General features: G+C 68.2%; 11 protein-coding genes. 7 read left to right on the top strand and 4 right to left on the bottom strand.

What is annotated here, in order from left to right:
- Window positions 1-34: 34 nt before the first annotated feature.
- Complete coding sequence (locus AC0662_RS38605; RefSeq protein WP_478306894.1) at window positions 35-1,057, bottom strand: LacI family DNA-binding transcriptional regulator; 1,023 nt, start codon at window positions 1,055-1,057, stop codon at window positions 35-37.
- Between the two features lie 190 nt (window positions 1,058-1,247).
- Between AC0662_RS38605 and AC0662_RS38600 the strand changes: the two genes are divergently transcribed.
- Window positions 1,248-3,698: a pectinesterase family protein gene (locus AC0662_RS38600; protein ID WP_478306892.1), complete on the top strand. Its 2,451-nt coding sequence runs from the start codon at window positions 1,248-1,250 to the stop codon at window positions 3,696-3,698.
- Window positions 3,699-3,704: 6 nt separating this feature from the next.
- Entirely contained in the window at window positions 3,705-4,937 is a 1,233-nt protein-coding gene (locus tag AC0662_RS38595; protein WP_478306890.1) for a hypothetical protein, read from the top strand.
- Here AC0662_RS38595 and AC0662_RS38590 read toward each other — a convergent pair whose 3' ends face one another.
- Genes AC0662_RS38590 through AC0662_RS38580 form a run of 3 tightly spaced genes read right to left on the bottom strand, consistent with a single transcriptional unit; the run spans window position 4,938 to window position 9,063 of the window.
- Window positions 4,938-6,218 (bottom strand): glycoside hydrolase family 28 protein, encoded by a 1,281-nt coding sequence (locus AC0662_RS38590; protein WP_452200609.1) that lies wholly within the window; start codon window positions 6,216-6,218, stop codon window positions 4,938-4,940. It abuts the gene before it with no gap.
- A complete protein-coding gene (locus tag AC0662_RS38585; RefSeq protein WP_478306888.1) occupies window positions 6,215-7,627 on the bottom strand; it encodes a glycoside hydrolase family 28 protein in 1,413 nt (470 codons plus the stop codon). Before AC0662_RS38585 ends, AC0662_RS38590 begins: the two co-directional genes overlap by 4 nt.
- A gap of 11 nt (window positions 7,628-7,638) precedes the next feature.
- The gene (locus AC0662_RS38580; RefSeq protein WP_478306886.1) at window positions 7,639-9,063 is read right to left on the bottom strand and encodes a glycoside hydrolase family 28 protein; all 1,425 of its coding nucleotides are present in this window, start codon (window positions 9,061-9,063) and stop codon (window positions 7,639-7,641) included.
- Window positions 9,064-9,353: 290 nt separating this feature from the next.
- Between AC0662_RS38580 and AC0662_RS38575 the strand changes: the two genes are divergently transcribed.
- The 5 genes from AC0662_RS38575 to AC0662_RS38555 all read left to right on the top strand — a co-directional run bounded on the left by AC0662_RS38575 (window position 9,354) and on the right by AC0662_RS38555 (window position 18,470).
- A complete protein-coding gene (locus AC0662_RS38575) occupies window positions 9,354-10,640 on the top strand; it encodes a glycoside hydrolase family 28 protein (protein WP_478306884.1) in 1,287 nt (428 codons plus the stop codon).
- Window positions 10,641-10,664: 24 nt separating this feature from the next.
- Window positions 10,665-11,672: a LacI family DNA-binding transcriptional regulator gene (locus tag AC0662_RS38570; protein WP_452200617.1), complete on the top strand. Its 1,008-nt coding sequence runs from the start codon at window positions 10,665-10,667 to the stop codon at window positions 11,670-11,672.
- 149 nt (window positions 11,673-11,821) lie between these two features.
- Window positions 11,822-13,843 carry a beta-galactosidase gene (locus tag AC0662_RS38565; protein WP_478306882.1) on the top strand — a complete coding sequence of 674 codons (2,022 nt, stop codon included), beginning with the start codon at window positions 11,822-11,824 and terminating at the stop codon, window positions 13,841-13,843.
- Window positions 13,840-16,707: a glycoside hydrolase family 2 TIM barrel-domain containing protein gene (locus AC0662_RS38560; RefSeq protein WP_478306880.1), complete on the top strand. Its 2,868-nt coding sequence runs from the start codon at window positions 13,840-13,842 to the stop codon at window positions 16,705-16,707. The genes AC0662_RS38565 and AC0662_RS38560 overlap by 4 nt, the downstream gene beginning before the upstream one ends.
- A 65-nt stretch (window positions 16,708-16,772) precedes the next feature.
- The gene (locus AC0662_RS38555; RefSeq protein ID WP_478306878.1) at window positions 16,773-18,470 is read left to right on the top strand and encodes a DUF222 domain-containing protein; all 1,698 of its coding nucleotides are present in this window, start codon (window positions 16,773-16,775) and stop codon (window positions 18,468-18,470) included.
- Window positions 18,471-18,530: the final 60 nt, after the last annotated feature.

The following is an 18,530-nucleotide window of genomic DNA, read 5'->3' as shown; positions in this document are numbered from 1 at the left end:
CACGCCAGGGGATAACCGACCGCGGGTTGGTGGGCTAGTGGGGTGGGCGGGCGGTGCTGGCGCGGATGGTGAGGGCGCCTTGGATGTGGGTGGTGGCGGGGGTGAGGGTGGGGGCGAAGCGTTGCCAGGCTTGGCGGCCTAGTTCGACGGTGGAGACGGCGTAGGTGGTGAGGCCGGGGTCGGTGTGGGCGCTCATCGGGGCGTCGTCGATGCCGGCGACCGAGATGTCGGTGGGGACGGAGAGGCCGAGTTCCCGGAGGCGGCTGAGGACGCCGACGGCGACGTGGTCGTTGAAGCAGATGATCGCGGTCGGTTTGTAGGTGAGTGCCTCGTCGACCGCCTGGCGTCCGTCGACGAGCGTCGAGCCGCACGGCACGCGGATGATGGTGAGCCCGGACGCCTCGGGGGAGCGGAAGCCACGTTGGCGTTGCTGATCGGACCATGCTGCGGTCGGGCCCTGCAGGTACGCGATGTTCTTGTGCCCGAGCGACGCCAGGTGTTCGCACAGTGCGCGAACGCCGAGGTGGTAGTCGACAACCACCGAGCCGACCGCGGGATGCCGCAGTACCCGGTTGATCAGGACGAGCCGGCGGGCGGCTTCGGCGACTTCGCGGAGGCGGGGTGTGCTCATCCGCGGCGCGCACAGCAGCAGGCCGTCGACCCAGCGGGCGAGCTCGAGGGCGGAGCGGTACTCCTGCTCCGGGTCTTCTTCGGTGCCGGCGACCAGCGTGTGGTGCTCGTCGGCGGCGGCTTCGGCGGCGACGCCTTTCAGGATCTCCGCGAAGTACGGATTGCCGAGGTCGGGTACGACGACGCCGACCGTGCGACTGCTGCCGCGCAACAGGGTCTGGGCCGCCGGGTTCGGGCGATAGCCGACGTCGCGGGCGGCCGCGCGGACCCGGTCGGAGACCTCGGGCGACACGGCCTTGCCGCCGCTCAACACCCGGGACACGGTCGCGGTCGACACCTCGGCGAGCCGGGCGACGTCGTGGATCGTGGCGCGGGCGGTCGTCGCGGCGCGGTCGTTGGCCGGCTTTGATGATTTGCGCGGTCTCACCGGGCCATTGGACCACGACCAGACCGGAAAACGCTGCCGATCCCGGCAGATCCACGCGGATGTAAACCTTTTCCTGCTTTCTCGCCGTGAGCTCTTGACGCGACTGCGGCGCGCTGCGACGGTAGCCAGGAAAAGGATTACCCGCCCACCGCCCCGGGCTTCTGTGCGGCGGTCCGCGCGAGGAGACGCCGTGCGAAATCGTCTGATCAGTCTGTGTCTGGCCGTGCTGGCCGGAGCGGTCCTGCTGACCGCGTCGGCCGGTCTGTCGGCCGGAGCCGCGGCCGCAGCGACCGGCGCGAACCCGGCGACGTACGGCCCGTTCGACCCGCGGATCGAGCTCGACGGGCACTGGGGCCGCGACGACGACGTCGCGATCACGGTGAACTCCGGCTCGTCGGTCCGCTTCCGGTTCACCGGCTCGCACCTCGGTGCCCTGTTCGACACCGCGTCGATCACCGTCCCGGCCCAGCTGTACGTGTCGATCGACGGCCAGGCCCCGACGCTGCAGAAGGTCGACGCGGACCACAAGATCTTCGCGGACGGCCTCGACGCGAGCGTCGCGCACACCGCGGAGATCCTGGTCAAGGACGTCGACGAGTACGAGAACCGCTGGAACGTCCCGCTGCAGACCGGTGTCGTGCTGAAGAAGATCGAGCTTGCTCCGGATGCCAAGCTGATTCCGCTGCCGACGACCGCCGAGCACCGCATCGAGTTCTACGGCGACTCGATCACCCAGGGCGTGATGGCGCTCTGCCCGCAGCTCGGCACCGACTGCGCGGACGGCACCAAGGCGTACCCGCACCTGGTCGGCGAGGCGTTCGGCGCAGACACCAACCAGGTCGGCTTCGGCAAGCAGGGCATCCTGCAGCCCGGCCACGGCAACGTCGGTACGGCGATCGACTCCTTCGGCTGGAACCTCGCCGGCTTCCCGGCCGCGAGCTCCGACCCCGGCGCGGTCGTCGTCAACTTCGGCACGAACGACGCCGCCTACGACAGCGCCGAGTTCACCCCGGCGTACCTCGCCTATCTGCAGAAAATCCGCGCCACCGATCCGCACGCGCTGATCGTTGCCCTGCGCCCGTTCAACGGCACCCACGCCGACGACATCAAGGCGGCCGTCGCCGCAACGAACGACCGCAAGATCGTGTACGTCGACACGACCGGCTGGCTCGGCCCGGACGACTTCAACGGCAGCACCCACCCGAACGTCCAAGGTCACGAGGTCGCCGCCGCGAAACTCACCACGGTCCTCAAGCGCCTCACCGGTTGGTCCACCGGCCCCGTCGGTACGCCGAAACTCGCGCCGCAAGGCCCCGAGGACGCGACCTGTTCCGACACGCCACTCAGCCTCACGTTCCAGGGACCCGTGCGGCTCGGTGTCACCGGCAAGCTTCAGATCCACCAAGCGAACGGTGACGTCGTCGACACGATCGACCTCGCGAGCCTCGCGTCGTACCAGCGGACCGTCGGTGGCGCGCGGACGGACTTCGATCAGGTGCACACCTGGGCCTACCAGGCGGTCGTCGTCGACGGGCGCACGGTCACCGTCTACCCGCATCAGCGGCTGGCGCCCGGCCAGGTGTACTACGCGACGGTCGATCCCGGCTTCGTGGTCGGCGACCCCGGGGTGAAGAACTGGCGCTTCCGCACGCAGCAGGACCCGAAGAGCGACAGCCGGTTGACCGTCGGCAAGGGCAAGGACTTCTGCACGGTCCAGGCAGCGATCGACTTCGTCAAGGAGGGCGACAAGTCGACGATCGACGTCGCGCCCGGCCTGTACCGCGAGCTCGTCTGGGTCCCGCCGACCAAACCCGGCATCACGATCAGCGGTGCGGGCGCCGGCAAGACCGTGATCGGTTACCCGAACAACAACCTGCTGAACGGCGACTCCGCGATGGGCAGCGTCCCGCAGGAGCAGTCGTACTGCCAGCGCCGCGTGATCCCGCAGTCGGACCGGTTCAACTGCTGGCGCTCGGCGATGGCCGTGTTCGCCGACGACTTCACGATGAGCGACGTGACCGTGCAGAACCTCACGCCGTACCGCGGCTCGCAGGCCGAGGCGTTCTTCGGGAACGGGAGCCGGATGGTGCTGGCCCGGGTCCGCATCCTCGGGTACCAGGACAGCCTGAGGTTGCAGGGCCAGACGTTCGTGACGAACAGCTACGTCGAGGGTGACGTCGACTTCGTCTGGGGGACCGGCGGCGTGTTCATGCAGGACTCCGAGCTGAAGGCGCTGCACGAGGGCTACTACAACCAGGTCCGCAACATCGACAACGGACCCGGCAACATCTTCGTGCGGGTGAAGCTGACCCGCGGGCCCGGCGTACCCGATGACAGCGTGTTCCTGGCGCGTGCCGAGCTGAGCCGGTTCCCGACCAGCCAGGTGGTGTTCATCGACTCCGCGATGGACAGCCAGGTGAAGAAGACCGGCTGGCAGATCACCAGCCCCAACGACTGCGCGGCCGCCGGTCAGATCCGGTTCTGGGAGTACCACAGCACCGACCTGGCCGGCCGCCCGCTCGACACCACCGCACGACTGGCGTGCTCCCGGCAGCTCGGCGACGAGGAGGCCGCGCAGCTGCGCGACCCGGCGTCGGTGTTCGGCGGATGGCACCCGGTTGTTCCCCGCCCTGAAAGGTGACCCAAGATGAAGAACGTCAACCGTCGGACCGTTCTCGGAGGTGCTCTCGCCGTGACTGCCGGCAGCGCGACCGGATGGCCGCTGAACGCGGCCGCGACGGAGGTCCCCGCGGGGGGAGTGCAGCCGCACCCCGCGCCGCGTCCCGTCGCGCCGGTGAACGCCGAGATCGCGGCCGCCCACGCCGCGACGTACAGGACCCTGCCGCAGGTCGTCGTCGGGGTCGATGTCGAGGATCTGATGAAGATCCACACCGCCGCTGACGCCGACGCGCTGCGCCCGCAACTGGTCGCGCAGGTGTTCAAGGACACCGGCGTGCTGCCGACCGGGTTGCCGACGGTACGGCGGGATGTCGGTGTGCCGGCCGAGTTGCCCGCGTTCACCGGCGTACGGCGGTACGACAAGCTCGAGGTGGCGATGCGGTTCGGGTACGTCTCGACCGTGTTCGTGCTGGAGCCGACGCAGAGCACGCATCGGCGGGTCGCGTTCTACCACAACGGCCACGGTGAAGGTCCGGAGACGATGCAGCCGGTCACCCAGGGCCTGCTCGACCACGGGTACACCGTGCTGCTGTTCGCGATGCCGTTCTACCACTGGAACCCGAAGACTCTGCAGGACCCGGCCGACCCGAGCAAGCAGCTACAGCCGTCGCACAACGACCTGCCGCAGTGGGCGTCGGACACGTACTCGCCGCTCGCGCTGTTCCTGGAGCCGCTGTCAGTGGCGATGAACTACGTGCAGGCGACGTACCGGCCGTCGTCGGTGCAAATGGTCGGCCTGTCGGGCGGCGGCTGGGCGACCACTATCTACCCGGCGCTGGACACGCGCATCACCAGGTCCTACCCGACAGCCGGCTCGCTGCCATTCTTCGTGCGGCCGGGGTCGCCGAAGCCGAGCCCGACGCGCGGCGACTGGGAACAGCGGCTGGACATGCAGCCCGGGTTCTACGGCCTGGCCGACTTCCCCGACTTCTACGCACTCGCCTCGGTGGGCCCGAACCGGCGTCAGATGCAGATCCTGAATCGCTTCGACGACTGCTGCTTCAACGGTGTCGGACACCGGTCGTACGAGGCGGCAGTGCGGCAGCGGATCGCGGTGATCGGGACGGATGCGGTCAGCAACGAGTCCAACGGGCACTGGGAGCTCCTGGAGGACGCCACCCACCAGGAGCACGCCATCAGCCCGTACGCGCTGTCGGTCATCCTGTGGGATCTCGACGTGCACTGCGCGCACCTGCCCTAGTCAGCGGATCTGGTGGACATCCTTCACCGGATGTCCGTTGACGGTGACGCCGTCGAAGCCCAGCACCGCGTGCTGCACGGTGCTGGGCTGGTCGACAGTGAACTCACAATCCACCAGACGGAAGTCCTCGATCCGTGAACGGCGGTAACCGCGCAGCAGGAGCGCGTTCCGGGCCTGCTCGACCTTGACGTTGCGCAGCTCGACGTTGCGGACCGACGGAGTGAGTGGGCCGTTGTCGCCCTCGCCGCGGTGGAAGTTGCACTGGACAACTTCCTTCAGCACGCTCGTAACGGTGATGTCGCGGAGATAGATGTTCTCGACGAAACCACCCCGGACCGCATTGGTCTTGATGTACAGAGCGAAGTACGGACCGCTGATCCGGCAGTTGCGCACGTAGACGTTCCGGATGCCGCCGGTCAGGTCCGAGCCGAGCGTGATCGCGCCGTACTTGACCCGCAGCTCGCAGTCCTCGATCAGCACGTCCTCAGTGGGTACGTCGACCCGCAGACCGTCGGCCTCGCGTCCGGACTTGAGTGCGATGCAGTCGTCGCCGGCGTCGATCACGCACCCGCTGACCACGACCGAACGACACGACTCGAGGTCGATGCCGTCGTTGTTCGGGCCCTGGGAGTCGATCACGACGTCGCGGATGGTGACGTTGCGGCAGAGCACCGGGTGGATCTGCCAGAACGGGGAGCGCACGACGGTGACGCCCTCGATCAGCACGTTCGTACAGTCGAACGGCTGCACGAAGCTCGAGCGTAGGCGCCGGCCGGAGATGCGGTCCTCGAGTGGTACGCCGAAGAAGCTCTGCTCCCGCAGCACCTTGAACTCGTCGTCGCACTCGTGGAACCACTGCCACCAGCTGTCCCACGAACCCTGACCGTCGAGCGTCCCGGTGCCGGTGATCGCGATGTCGGTGCAGCCGTTCGCGTAGATCATCGGGGAGTGGTTGAGCACCTCGAGCCCCTCGTACCGCGTCTCGACAACCGGGAGGTAGTCGGCCGGATCGGTACTGAAGAGCAGCGTCGCCCCCTCCGACACATGCAGCTCGACCTGCGACAGCAGACGAATGGCGCCGGTGCGCCAGGTCCCTGGGGGTACGACAACACGGCCGCCACCTGACGCATTGCACGCCGAGATGGCGGCCGCGATCCCCGGGCCGGCGTCGTCCTCGGTCGCACCGTAGGACGTGATCGGGAAGTCGACGGCGGGAAAGACAGGCGGCCGGACGTCGCGCAGGATGCGGTCGGCGTCCGGCCAGCCGGGAGCATTCGTCACGTGAGCTGACTCGCGTCGGTGATGACCTTGCCGTTGACGGTGAAGTTCCGGAACGTCAGGTCGGTGTCCTGGATCGAACTGGCCGCGTCGATGCTGGTGTAGGTGCAGTCGATCATCCGGAAGTCCTGGATCGGTGAGCGGGGGTAGCCGAAGATCGAGAACGCGTTCCGGGCGTGCCCGACGTTCACGTTCCGGAGCTCGACGTTGCGCACCCGCGGCGTCAGCGGGCCGACGTCACCCTCGCTGCGGTAGAAGTTGCAGGACACGACTTCCTTCGTGAGGTTCGAGATCTCCAGGTCACGCAGGTAGATGTTCTCCGCGAACCCGCCGCGGACCGAGTTCGTCTTGATGTACAGACCGAAGTACAGGTTCGGGCTGCCGATCGTGCAGTTGCGGACGAACACGTTCCGCACGCCGCCGGTCATCTCGCTGCCGATGGTGATCGCGCCGTACCGGATGTTCAGGGTGCAGTTCTCGATCAGGATGTTCTCCGACGGCACGTTGATCCGCAGGCCGTCGGCGCCGCGACCGGACTTGATCGCGATGCAGTCGTCGCCGCAGTCCAGCGTGCAGTCCTGGATGTGCACGTACTGCGAGCTCTCGGGATCGATGCCGTCGTTGTTCGGGCCGCGGCTGTCGATGTGGATCCCGCGGACGGTGATGTTCCGCGACAGCACCGGGTGGACCTCCCAGAACGGCGAGCGCAGGATCGTGACACCCTCGATCAGCACGTTGCGGCAGGACTGGGTCTCGATGAACGCGGCGCGCAGGTGGTGCCCGGCACCGAACACCCGCTCGGCCACCGGTACGCCGTCGGCGGCCATCTGCTGCAGCGCCTGCGCGTCCGGGCCGGACGGGGTGACCCAGGACCACCAGTTGTCCCAGGTCGCGCCGCCGTCGAGGGTCCCGGAGCCGGTGACGCCGATGTTCTCGCAGTTGCGGGCGTAGATGAGCGGCGAGTAGTTCATGCACTCGGCGCCCTCGAAGCGGGTCAGCACGACCGGCAGGAAGTCGTCCGGGTTGGTGCTGAACAACAGCGTCGCACCGGCGGAGACGAAGAGGTTGACGTTCGACTTCAGGTGGATCGCGCCGGTCAGGAACGTTCCCGCCGGTACGACGACGCGCCCGCCGCCGGCGCGGTTGCAGGCGTCGATGGCCTTCGCGATCGCGTCGGTCGCCAGGGTCTTGCCGTCGGCGACCGCGCCGAAGCTGGTGATCGAGAAGTCGCGCGGGCGGAAGTGCGGCGGGCGGGTGTTGGCGAGGATGTCACCGACCTGGCCCCAGCCTGGACCCGGGTCGCCGGGGGCCGCCTCGGCCCAGGCGGGGTTGGTGACGAGCGCGGCGGCGGTCGGGGCGAGGGCGGCGCCGGCGCCGAGGCGCAGGAAGTTCTTGCGGCTCAAGTTGTCCATCAGGGGCTCCTTCAGTTGTCGACGCGGGCGCCGTTGATCCAGACCTGGTCCAGGCGCAAACCCTCGACGTTCTGGATCACGTTGTCGTCGGTGATCCCGTCGAAGCGGCACTGGTGCAGGCGGATGTCGCGCAGTGGGTCGTCGGTCAGGCCGAGCAGGTTGAGGGCGCGGGGCGCGGACGCCACGGTGAGCTGGCTGATGCTGATCCCGTGCACGTCCGGCGGGTACGCACCGGTGGTGACGTTGGCGTAGTTGAGCACGATCTCGACCACAGAATCCGCGGCCTGGCCGACCGTGACCCGGCGTACGTCGATGTTCGCGATGGTGCCGCCGCGGGCCGGGTTGGACTTGATCCGGATCGCCCGCTCGAGGTGCGGGCTGCTCATCGTGCAGTCCCGGACGAAGATGTCCATCACGCCGCCGCTGGTCTCGCTGCCGGCCGTCACGCCGCCGTTCCCGTCGGCCATCGTGCAGTTCCGCACGACGGCGTACCGGGCCGGCACGTTGACCCGGCGACCGTCCGCGTCCTTGCCGGACTTGAACGCGATGCAGTCGTCACCGGTCGAGATCGTGCAGTTCTCGATCAGTACGTCGGTGCACGACTCCGGGTCGATGCCGTCGTTGTTCGGCCCGTCGGGACTGTCGACGGTCACGCCGCGGATCGTGACGTTGCGGCACAGCACCGGGTGGATGTTCCACATCGGCGAGTCCTTGACGGTCACGCCGTCGAGCAGCACGTTCTCGCAGCGGTTGAACTGCAGCAGGTTCGGCCGGAGGAAGTGTCCGTCGCCGAACACCCGCTCCTCGACGGGGACACCCGCTGCCGCCATCTGGATCAGCAGCGTCTTGTCGGGACCCTCGTTCGGCGGCGGTCCGCCGGTCCAGTCCCACCAGTGCGTGGTGTCGGCCCGGCCGTCGAGCACACCGGCGCCGGTGACCGCGATGTCGCGCTGACCGTACGCATAGACGAAGGCGGAGTAGTTGTAGCACTCCGTCCCCTCGTACCGCGTCGGCACGACCGGCAGGTACGCCGACGGCTCCTGACTGAACGCGAGCCGCGCACCGTCCTCGAGATGCAGGTCCACCCGGCTCAGCAGATGTACTGCACCAGTCCGGTAATCACCCGCCGGTACGACGACGTGCCCGCCACCGCGTTGATGGCAGGTCTCGATCGCCGCGCGGATGGCCGCCGTACAGTCCGTCGCGTCGTCGCCGACGGCACCGAAATCGGTGATGTCGAACCAACGGTCCGGGAAGCGTGGCGGTTTGATCCGGCGGAGGATCGCCGCGACCTGCGCGTCGGCGGCGGCGTCCGGGGTGGGGCCGGGAGCAGCACCCGGAGCAAGGCCGGCGGCGGCCGGGGCGGTACCGCCGCCGAACAGGGCGAGTGCTCCGCCGGCGAGCAGGACAGTACGGCGACGAACGGGGGCGGTCATCCTCGGCCTCCTAGCATGCAAACGATTGCAACCGATCGTGCCCGCAGTGCGCTGGTGTGTCAACGCCTGGTGCGGGCGAACTCTTGACCGGCCCGGAATCTCTTGGATACTTGCGGGCAAAGGTTTACCTGCTTCTCCTGAGGAAGGGGCCCCCGCCCATGCGTCCCACCCGTCGTCTACTGCTTGGTGCCGGTCTCGGTGGAGTGGTTGCTGCAGGCATCGGCCTGCCGGCTGCCGCTGATCCGAGTACTGGCGATCCGAGTGCTGCCGATCCGAGTATCGAAGGTTTGGTGCGATCGCGGATCCGGCCGCCCCGGTTCCGCGACGCCTGGTTCCCGATCACGGCGTACGGCGCCACGCCCGACGACGCGACCGCCGGGATCGCTGCCGCCATCGCCGCCTGCCACCAGGCCGGCGGCGGGCACGTCGTCGTACCTGCTGGGTTGTGGCAGACCGGTGCGATCAACCTGCTGAGTCATGTCGACCTGCACCTGGAGGAGGGGGCGACGCTGCGGTTCAGCACCGACCCGGCGGCGTACCTGCCGGTGGTGCGGACGCGGTGGCAGAGCGTCGAGGTGTACAACTACTCGCCCCTGATCCGGGCCGAGGGGCAGACCGACATCGGCATCACCGGTAAGGGTGTGCTCGACGGTGCCGGCGACAACGAGCACTGGTGGTACCTGATCGGCAGCGGTCAGTACGGCTGGCACAACGGCCTGCCGAACCAGCGCGCCGACTGGGCCGAACTCGAACGGATGAACAACGAGCAGGTCCCCGTCGAGCAGCGGGTGTTCGGCGCCGGGCACTACCTGCGCCCGAGCTTCATCCAGCCGTTCCGCTGTACGAACGTGCTGATCGAGGGCGTGACCATCAAGGACTCGCCGATGTGGACGATCCATCCGCTCGAGTGCCGCAACGTCACCGTGCAGGGCGTCACCGTGAACAACCTCGGCCCGAACGGCGACGGCTGCGACCCGGAGTCCTGCACCGATGTCCTGATCCGGGACTGCACGTTCGCGACCCACGACGACTGCATCGCGATCAAGTCCGGCCGGGACGCCGACGGCCGGCGGCTCGGACTGCCGTCGAAGGGGATCATCGTCGAGGACTGCACGTTCGTCAGCGGTGGCGCCGCGGTCGCGGTCGGCAGCGAGATGAGCGGCGGCATCGAGAACGTGTTCGTCCGCCGCTTGACCGCGCTCGCCGATCCGGCTGCGGACGAGGCGTTCCTGCAGTGGCTGCTGTGTGTGAAGTCGACCTCGACACGCGGTGGCTATGTGCACAATGTCGATGTCCGAGACGTGGATTCGGGCGCCTGGATGTATCGTCCTTTGGAGATCACCTTCAGCTACCAGGGTGGTGGCGACCAGTCGCTGTTCCCCGACGTGCGCGACATCCGTTTCGACCGGGTCCGGGTGGCCCGGGCCGAGCGGGCGTACCGCATCGTGGGTGCGGAGACACAGCACGTTCGGGCCGTGGCGATCACCAACAGCCGGTTCGACGAGGTGGCGGCGGAAGCTGTCGTACAGTACGCCGACGACGTCACGATCCGGAACGTGCGGATCGGCCAGACCTAAAGAAATCGGCCTTAGGGGACGACAGTGGCGGAACGCGTTCGGTTGATCGACGTGGCAAAGCAGGCCGGTACCTCGGTCTCGACGGTGTCGCGGGCGCTGAACGGTTCCGACCTGATCTCGCCCGAGGTGGTCGCGCATGTGCGGGCCGTGGCCGGCCAGCTCGGGTACCGGGCCGACAAGCGGGCGCAGGAGTTCAAACTCGGCCGGCCGCTGACGGTCGGCGTCACGGTCCCCGACCTGACCAACCCGTTCTTCTCCGAGGTCCTGAAGGGGCTGAACGCGGCCGCGCGGGCGGGCGGTTACCGCCTGCTGATCGGTGAGAGCAGCGAGGACCCGGCCGAGGAACTGCGGCTCGTCGACGAGCTCGTCGACTACTCGGGCGCGCTGGTGCTGTGCAGTTCGCGGCTCACCCGCGCCGGTCTGGAGAAGGCGCTCGCGCAGCCGGTGCCCGTGGTGTGCATCAACCGCAGCGTGAAGAACGCGGGCGTGGTCGCGATCGACTACCGCGCCGCGAGCCGGCTGCTGCTCGAACACCTCACCGGTCTAGGCCACCGACGAGTGCTGTACGTCGGTGGTCCCGCGAGCTCCTGGTCCGACGGCGAGCGCCGCCGGACGTTGCGCCGTACCGCGCGCTCGCTCGATGTCACGCTCGACGAGATCGACGGCGGCTGGTCCGGGAACCACGGGTACGACGCCGGTCCGACCGTACTGCGCAGCCGGGCGACCGCCGTCATCACGTTCAACGACCTGGTCGGGATCGGGTTGCTGAGCTGGATGTACGACAACGGCGTCGAGGTGCCGGCCGAGCTGTCGGTCGCGTCGTACGACGACATTCCGATCGCGGCGTACTCGCGGCCGCCGTTGACCTCGTTGCGCAACGAGCGGGCGAAGCTTGGTGAGCTGGCGTGGGAGCAGCTGACTGCGCGGCTCGGGGGTGCCGAGTGGCCGGCGCCGGATTTGCTGACGCCGGAGCTTGTGGTGCGGGCCAGCACCGGGCCGGTCCGGCGGCGGGCGCGGATCCGCGCTAGCTGAGGAACTACGCGCCAAGAGATCCGCGCGAGCTGAGCTGCGCGCTCACTGATCTGCGCGAGGGTTCGGCGCGTCAAGAGATTGGCATGAGCTGAGAAATCCCTTTGTGCAAACGATTGCATGGGCGGCGATGTGTCGGTTAGCGTTGGCGCATGCTGCCGCCACATGTCGTGCTGGGGACGGCCTACTACCCGGAGTACCTGCCGCGCTCGCTCGGTGACCGGACCAAGACCGACCTGGATCTGATGGTCGCGGCCGGGATCACCGCGATCCGTGTCGGTGAGTCGGTCTGGTCGACCTGGGAACCCCGGGACGGTGTCTTCGACCTCGAGTGGATCCGCCCGGTGCTCGATGGTGCGAAGGACCGTGGGCTCGGCGTGATCCTCGGGACCCCGACGTACGCCGTACCGCCGTGGCTGCAACGGGCCCATCCCGAGATCGCGGCCGAACGGCGCACCGGCGGACCGGTGCCGTGGGGGATCCGGCAGGAGATCGACTACGGGCAGCCGGCCTTCCGGTTCCATGCGGAGCGGGTGGTGCGGCGGATCGTGGAGCGGTATCGCGACCACCCGGCCGTCATCGGGTACCAGGTCGACAACGAGCCGGGTGTGCTGCTCGCGCACAACCAGGCCGCCTTCGATGCCTTCGTGGCCGGCTTGCGGCGTGAGTACGGCGATGTCGAGACGCTGAACGAGGCGTGGGGGCTGACGTACTGGTCGCATCGCTTGAGCGACTGGTCGGAGTTGTGGCGACCGGACGGGAACAGTACGCCGTCGTACGACCTGGCCTGGCGACGCTTCCAGGCCTCGCGGACGACCGAGTTCATCGGCTGGCAGGCGGAACTCGTCCGGCCGTTGCGGCGGCCGGGGCAGTTCGTGACGACTTGTCTCGCGTACGACCGGCCCGCGGTGGCCGACGTACCGCTGACCGCTGGGCTGGACGTTGCGGCGGGCAACATTTATGTGGACGTGCAGGACGGGCTGGCGCGGCCGGCGGTGCCGTCGCGGTTGTCGCCGGGGTGGATCGGGCGGTCGGTCGCGGAGCTGTTCCTCGCGGCGGATCGCATGTACGGGTCGCGGGGTGAGCCGTTCCTGGTCACCGAGACGAACGCCACGTCGATCGGTGGATCCCACGAGAACAAGCCGCCGTACGACGGCCAGCTCCGGCAGCTCGCGTGGGCGATGGTCTCGCGGGGCGCGCGGATGGTCGAGTACTGGCACTGGCATTCGATCAACCACGGGGCGGAGACGTTCTGGGGCGGGATCCTCGGGCACGGTCTGCAGCCGGGGCGGGTATACCAAGAGATCGCTGGTCTCGGGGCTGAGCTGGCCGTGGCGGGTGAAACGATCGTCGGGTTGACGCCTGATGTCGATGTCGCGGTGCTGTGGTCGAACGAGAGCGACTGGGCGTTGCAGTTCCAGCCGCCGTTGGCGACTGCGGGTGGTATACCGGACAAGGCGTCGTACCGGACGATCGTTGGTGCTTTCTACGCAGGGGTTTTGGACGCAGGGTTGCGGCCCGGGGTGGTGCCGGTCGAGCGGCTCGAAGCGGCGTTGGATGCGCCGGTTGTTGTTGCCGCTGGGCTCTACGTTGCCTCTGATGCAGTGCTGGACCGGCTGGTTGAGTACGCGCGCGGCGGTGGGCATCTGATCGTCGGACCACGGACCGGGTACGCCGACCTGGAGGCACGGCCGCGCGTCGAGGACGGACCGCCGCGCCTGCGGGAGGCGGCCGGATTGGTATACCAGGAGTACGAGAACCTGGTGACTGACTTGCCGGTGAGCGGCCTCGCCGGTCACGCGACGCGCTGGGCCGAGACGCTGCTCGTCAACGACGCCGAGGTGCTGGCGCGGTATACCCATCCGGGTGGCGAACAACGCCCGATCGTCACCACCAAGCCCTTCGGCGCCGGCCGAGTCACGTACGTCGGCACTGTCCCGAACGCGGAGCTCGCAGCCGCCCTGTACGGCGAATCGCGCCTCTGGTCCCCGTCGGTCACCGCGCTGTCAGCCGTGAGCCCTTTGGGCGACCGCCTCTGGTTCCTCCACAACTGGTCGTCAACAGCAGTCGCATTCACCCCGCCGATACCGCTGGGTCCCCTGGGCACTGCGGAGTCGCAGGGGTTAGTTGAGTTGGGTCCTTGGGATGTTCAGGTGTTCAAGGAGGCGCAGTGAGGTATTTCGAGGATCTGACGCCCAGTACCGGGGCGCGGGAGCCCCGGGCATGGATGCATTCGTCGCGACCGCGGATCAGCCTGAACGGCCAGTGGAGCTTCAAGCTCTGGGACAGCGCGCCGGATGGTATACCAGCGGTCGACGATGATTGGACCGACCTACAGGTTCCCGGCCACTGGGTCCTGCAGGGCCACGAGCGGCCCCGGTATACCAACACCGCGTTCCCGTTCCCGATCAATCCGCCGTACGCCCCGGACACGAACCCGACGGGCGATCACGTCCGCTGGTTCGACCTACCCGAGGACTGGCCGCTGGACGGCGCCGTACTGCGGTTCGAGGGCGTCGACTCGTGTTTCAGGGTGTGGGTGAACGGGGTCGAGGCCGGGACGTCGAAGGGGAGCCGCCTGCCGAGCGAGTTCGTGATCGGGGAGCTGCTCCGCCCGGGACGCAACGCGCTGGCCGTGCGTGTGCATCAGTGGTCCTCGGGCTCGTACCTCGAGGACCAGGACATGTGGTGGCTCCCGGGCATTTTCCGCGACGTGACGCTGCTGGCCCGGCCGTTGATCGACGACGTGTTCGTGCATGCGTCGTACGACCACCTGACCGGTGCCGGCGCGCTGCGGGTCGAGACGGCGCCGGACGCAGTGGTCCGAGTGCCCGAGCTGGGGATCGTCGCCGAGCCCGGAGTGTCCGTGCCAATCGCGGCGGTCGAGCCGTGGTCGGCCGAAGTACCCCGCCTGTACGACGCGACGGTCGAGGTGCCGGGGGAGACGGTCGAGGTGCGGATCGGGTTCCGGACCGTCGCGATGGTGGACGGCGTGTTCACCGCGAACGGGCAGCCGCTGTTCTTCCGCGGCGTCAACCGCCACGAGCACGACGAGCGCCGCGGTCGCGCCATGACGGTCGAGGCGATGCGGCAGGACGTGGTGCTGATGAAGCAGCACAACATCAACGCCGTACGCACGGCGCACTATCCGCCGCACCCCGCGTTCCTGGACCTCTGCGACGAGCTGGGGCTGTGGGTCATCGACGAATGCGACATCGAGACCCACGGGTTCATCTACACCGACTGGCGCGGCAACCCGGCCGACGACCCGGACTGGGCGCCGATGATGCTCGACCGGATGCAGCGGATGGTCGAACGCGACAAGAACCATCCGAGCGTGGTCATCTGGTCGCTGGCCAACGAGAGCCACCGCGGGCAGAACTTCGGGACGCTGGCCGCCTGGGTACGGCAGCGCGATCCGGAGCGGGCGGTGTTCTACGAGCGCGACCGCACGTACGAGTTCTCCGACTTCTACAGCCTGATGTACCCGCCGCTCGAGGATCTGGAGGCGATCGGGACCCGCACGGAGGACGTGCCGGAGGAGACCGCCGAGCACCCCGAGCTGGAGGCGCGCCGGCGGGCGCTGCCGTTCATTCTCGCCGAGTACGCCCATGCCATGGGCAACGGCCCCGGCGGGCTGGCGGACTACCAGCGCGTGATGGAACACTATCCGCGGCTGCAGGGCGGTTTCCTGTGGGAGTGGATCGACCACGGCCTGCTGTTGCCAGGCGCAACGAACCACGTGTACGGCGGCGACTTCGGCGAACGGCTGCACGGAACCAACTTCTGCATCGACGGCCTCTTGTTCCCCGACCGCACCCCGTCACCGGGGCTGCTCGAATACAAGAAGGTCCTGGAACCGGTCCGCATCACCGGACCCAGCCCGCTCACCATCCAGAACCTCAGAACCTTCGCCGGCGTGGACGACCTGGAGTTCCTCTGGTCGGTCACACTCGACGGTGTCGAGGTGGAGTCCGGACGGCTGGAGGTCCCTGAGCTGGCCCCGGGTCAGTCGGTCGAGCTGCCGTCACCAACGGGCGTGAGCTTTTCTGAGTCCGAGCGGTTGTTGACTGTGCGCGCGGTGCTGGCGAAGGACACAGCCTGGGCAGTCGCGGGACATGAGGTGGCGTGGGGCCAGTTCGTGCTTGCGTCTGCTGCTGACAGTACGGACCGTCCTGTAGGCGTTGTGGTGGAGGAGGCGGATGTGGTGCGGCTCGGTGGCGCCGAGTTCGAGCGCCGTACCGGCCGGCTGACTCAACTGTTCGGGCAACCAGTGGACGGTCCGCGGCTGGACCTCTGGCGCGCACCCACCGACAACGACAATGGGCAGGGCGGCCGCAACGGCGTCACTCAAGAGTGGCGCGCTGCTGGGCTCGACCGGTTGCTGGAACGCGTCGACAGAGTGGAACTCACCGACAACTCAGTGGTGGTGCGCACGCGCGTCGCTCCTGAAGGCCTAGGCGTCAGCGTACGAACGACCTACCACTGGACTGCTGTAGACGCTGGCCTGCGGTTGACCGTCGACCTGGTGCCAGAGGGCGAGTGGGGTGGCACGGAGGTAACGCCGCGCTGCGGAAGCTGGCCGCGCGTCGGCGTACGAATGGTGCTGCCGAAGGCGCTGGTGAACGTCCAGTGGTACGGCGGCGGGCCAGGCGAGGCGTACTCCGACAGCCGGCAAGCTGCCCGAGTCGGCCGCTACGAACGCACCGTCGACGAACTGCAGACGCCATACGTCGTCCCGCAGGAGAACGGCTCTCGCACCGACATCCGCTGGGCCGAGCTAACCGATGCTGAAGGCAATGGCCTACGCGTCACCGGCGCACCATACTTCCAGCTCACCGCCCGCCGTTGGACCACCGAGGACCTAGAACACGCCCGCCACCGCTCGGACCTCACCCCTCGCGACCACATCTACCTCAACCTGGACCTGGCCCAGAACGGCCTAGGCTCCGCCTCATGCGGCCCCGCCGCCACCGCAGCCCACACGCTGGAAGTCGCGCCCTACACCTTTGGTCTTACCTTTCGGCAAGCGACATAATCCCTTTGTATATAAGGGTTTCTCGACCGTGAAAACTGTCGGTAGCGACGTCTACTGTTGCGGGCATGGATGATCTAGGCGTACGGCCGGTCTGGTCGATGGGAGGCAGCGACCTCCTATCGACCCTAGACGCGCTAGACGCGCAGATCACCCAACTCCAGAGCTACCGCCTACAGCTAATAGCCCGCATCGAGGACACCGGCTACGCCCAGGAACTAGGAGCCCGCGACGCCGTAGACCTCCTGGCCTTCCGCTACCGCCTAGACCGCACCGAAGCCTGGCGAGACGTCCACCTCTCCCGAGCCCTCCCGAAGTACCCCACCATCACCAACGCCCTACAACACGGCATCAAAACCCCCGCCGACACCGACACCGGCGCGGACGGAGCTGCGGACACCGACACCGTCCCGGCCCGCGACACTGCCGACCTCGACCTCGACCTCGACCTCGACACCGGCGCTGGCCTCGACACCGGCACCGGTTGCGATGGTGCTGCGGACGCCGACGCCAATGGCGATGCCGGGGCTGTCGGTGGGGATCGTGCCGACGCAGGAGCCGTCAACGATGGATCCGGGCACGGTGTTCGACTAATGCGTCCAGCGCAGGCAGCGGCGATCGTCTCCGCGCTGGAACGGGTGCGATCGCGAGTACCCGTCGAGCACCTCGATGTCGCCGAGCAGCAACTGGTTTCACTGGCCGGCCACCTCTCAGCCCGCGAACTCCGCAGCGCCGCCCGAAAGATCTGCGACCTCCTGGACTCCGACGGCCCCGAACCCGAAGAACACAAGGCCTACGCACGAGAGTCCCTCAGCCTCTCCACCGCCGACAACGGCGTAAAGTTCCGCGGCTACCTAGCCAATGAGAACGCCGAACTCCTCCGCGCGATCATCCACGCCGGCGCCCGCCCCCACAAAACCACCGCCGGCGAACTAGACCCCCGCCCCCGAGAAAAGCGCCAGGCCGACGCCCTAACCACAGCCCTAACCACCGCCGCCACCTCCTGGGACACCGGCACCCCACCCTCCCGCACGGCACGATCCACCCCAGCATGGGACACCACAACCAAGCCCTCCGGCACCGCACGATCTACCCCAGCACGGGACACCAGAACCCCACCCTCCCGCACGGCACGGTCCGCCGCAGCCCGGGAGACCGGGAACAAGCCCTCCGGCACCGCATCAGCTGCCGCAGCCCGGGAGGCCGGTGCCAGACCGTCCAGCGCCGCACAATCCGACCCAGCCGACACCACCGTCAAACACACGGGCACGCGACCGAGCCAGCCCACCGCCGATGCCCTGCCGTACGACACCGATGTCTCTGCGGCCGCGATGACCGCTGCGCCCTCGGACGAAACGCCCAACGCGCCGTCGGCGGCAACGCCCAACGCGCCGTCGGACGCAACGCCTGATGCCCCGCCCGATGCGTCGGACGACGAGCCGAGCCGCACGTCAGCAAGCGCGGCCGCGATGCCCGACGCCTCGTCGGACGCAACGTCCGGTGTGTCGTCGCGTGGTGATGTGGCCCGGGCATCATGCAGTGGTGGCGGGACGGGAAGCCGAGTGCCGGGGTACGGAGCAAAAGCCAACATCACCGTGACGATTGACCTCGAGGACCTGAAAGCCGCCACCGCAGGTGCAGTTGGTGATCTCGTATACGGCGACGGACTATCAGCCGCCGCGATCAGGCGCCTAGCCTGCGACGCCAACATCATCCCCCTCGTCCTCGGATTGATGCGCCCCGCGTTTTCCGGACAGCTCTTTTAATGGCTAATTATGCTGCGAGCCGGCGTTCCTGGTACTCGTCGTGGACTTGCCGGGGAGTGC

It is taken from the genome of Kribbella sp. NPDC043289, from assembly GCF_056436705.1.
The sequence above is the reverse complement of the archived record's forward strand: the minus strand, read 5'-3'. Positions and strand labels throughout refer to the sequence as shown.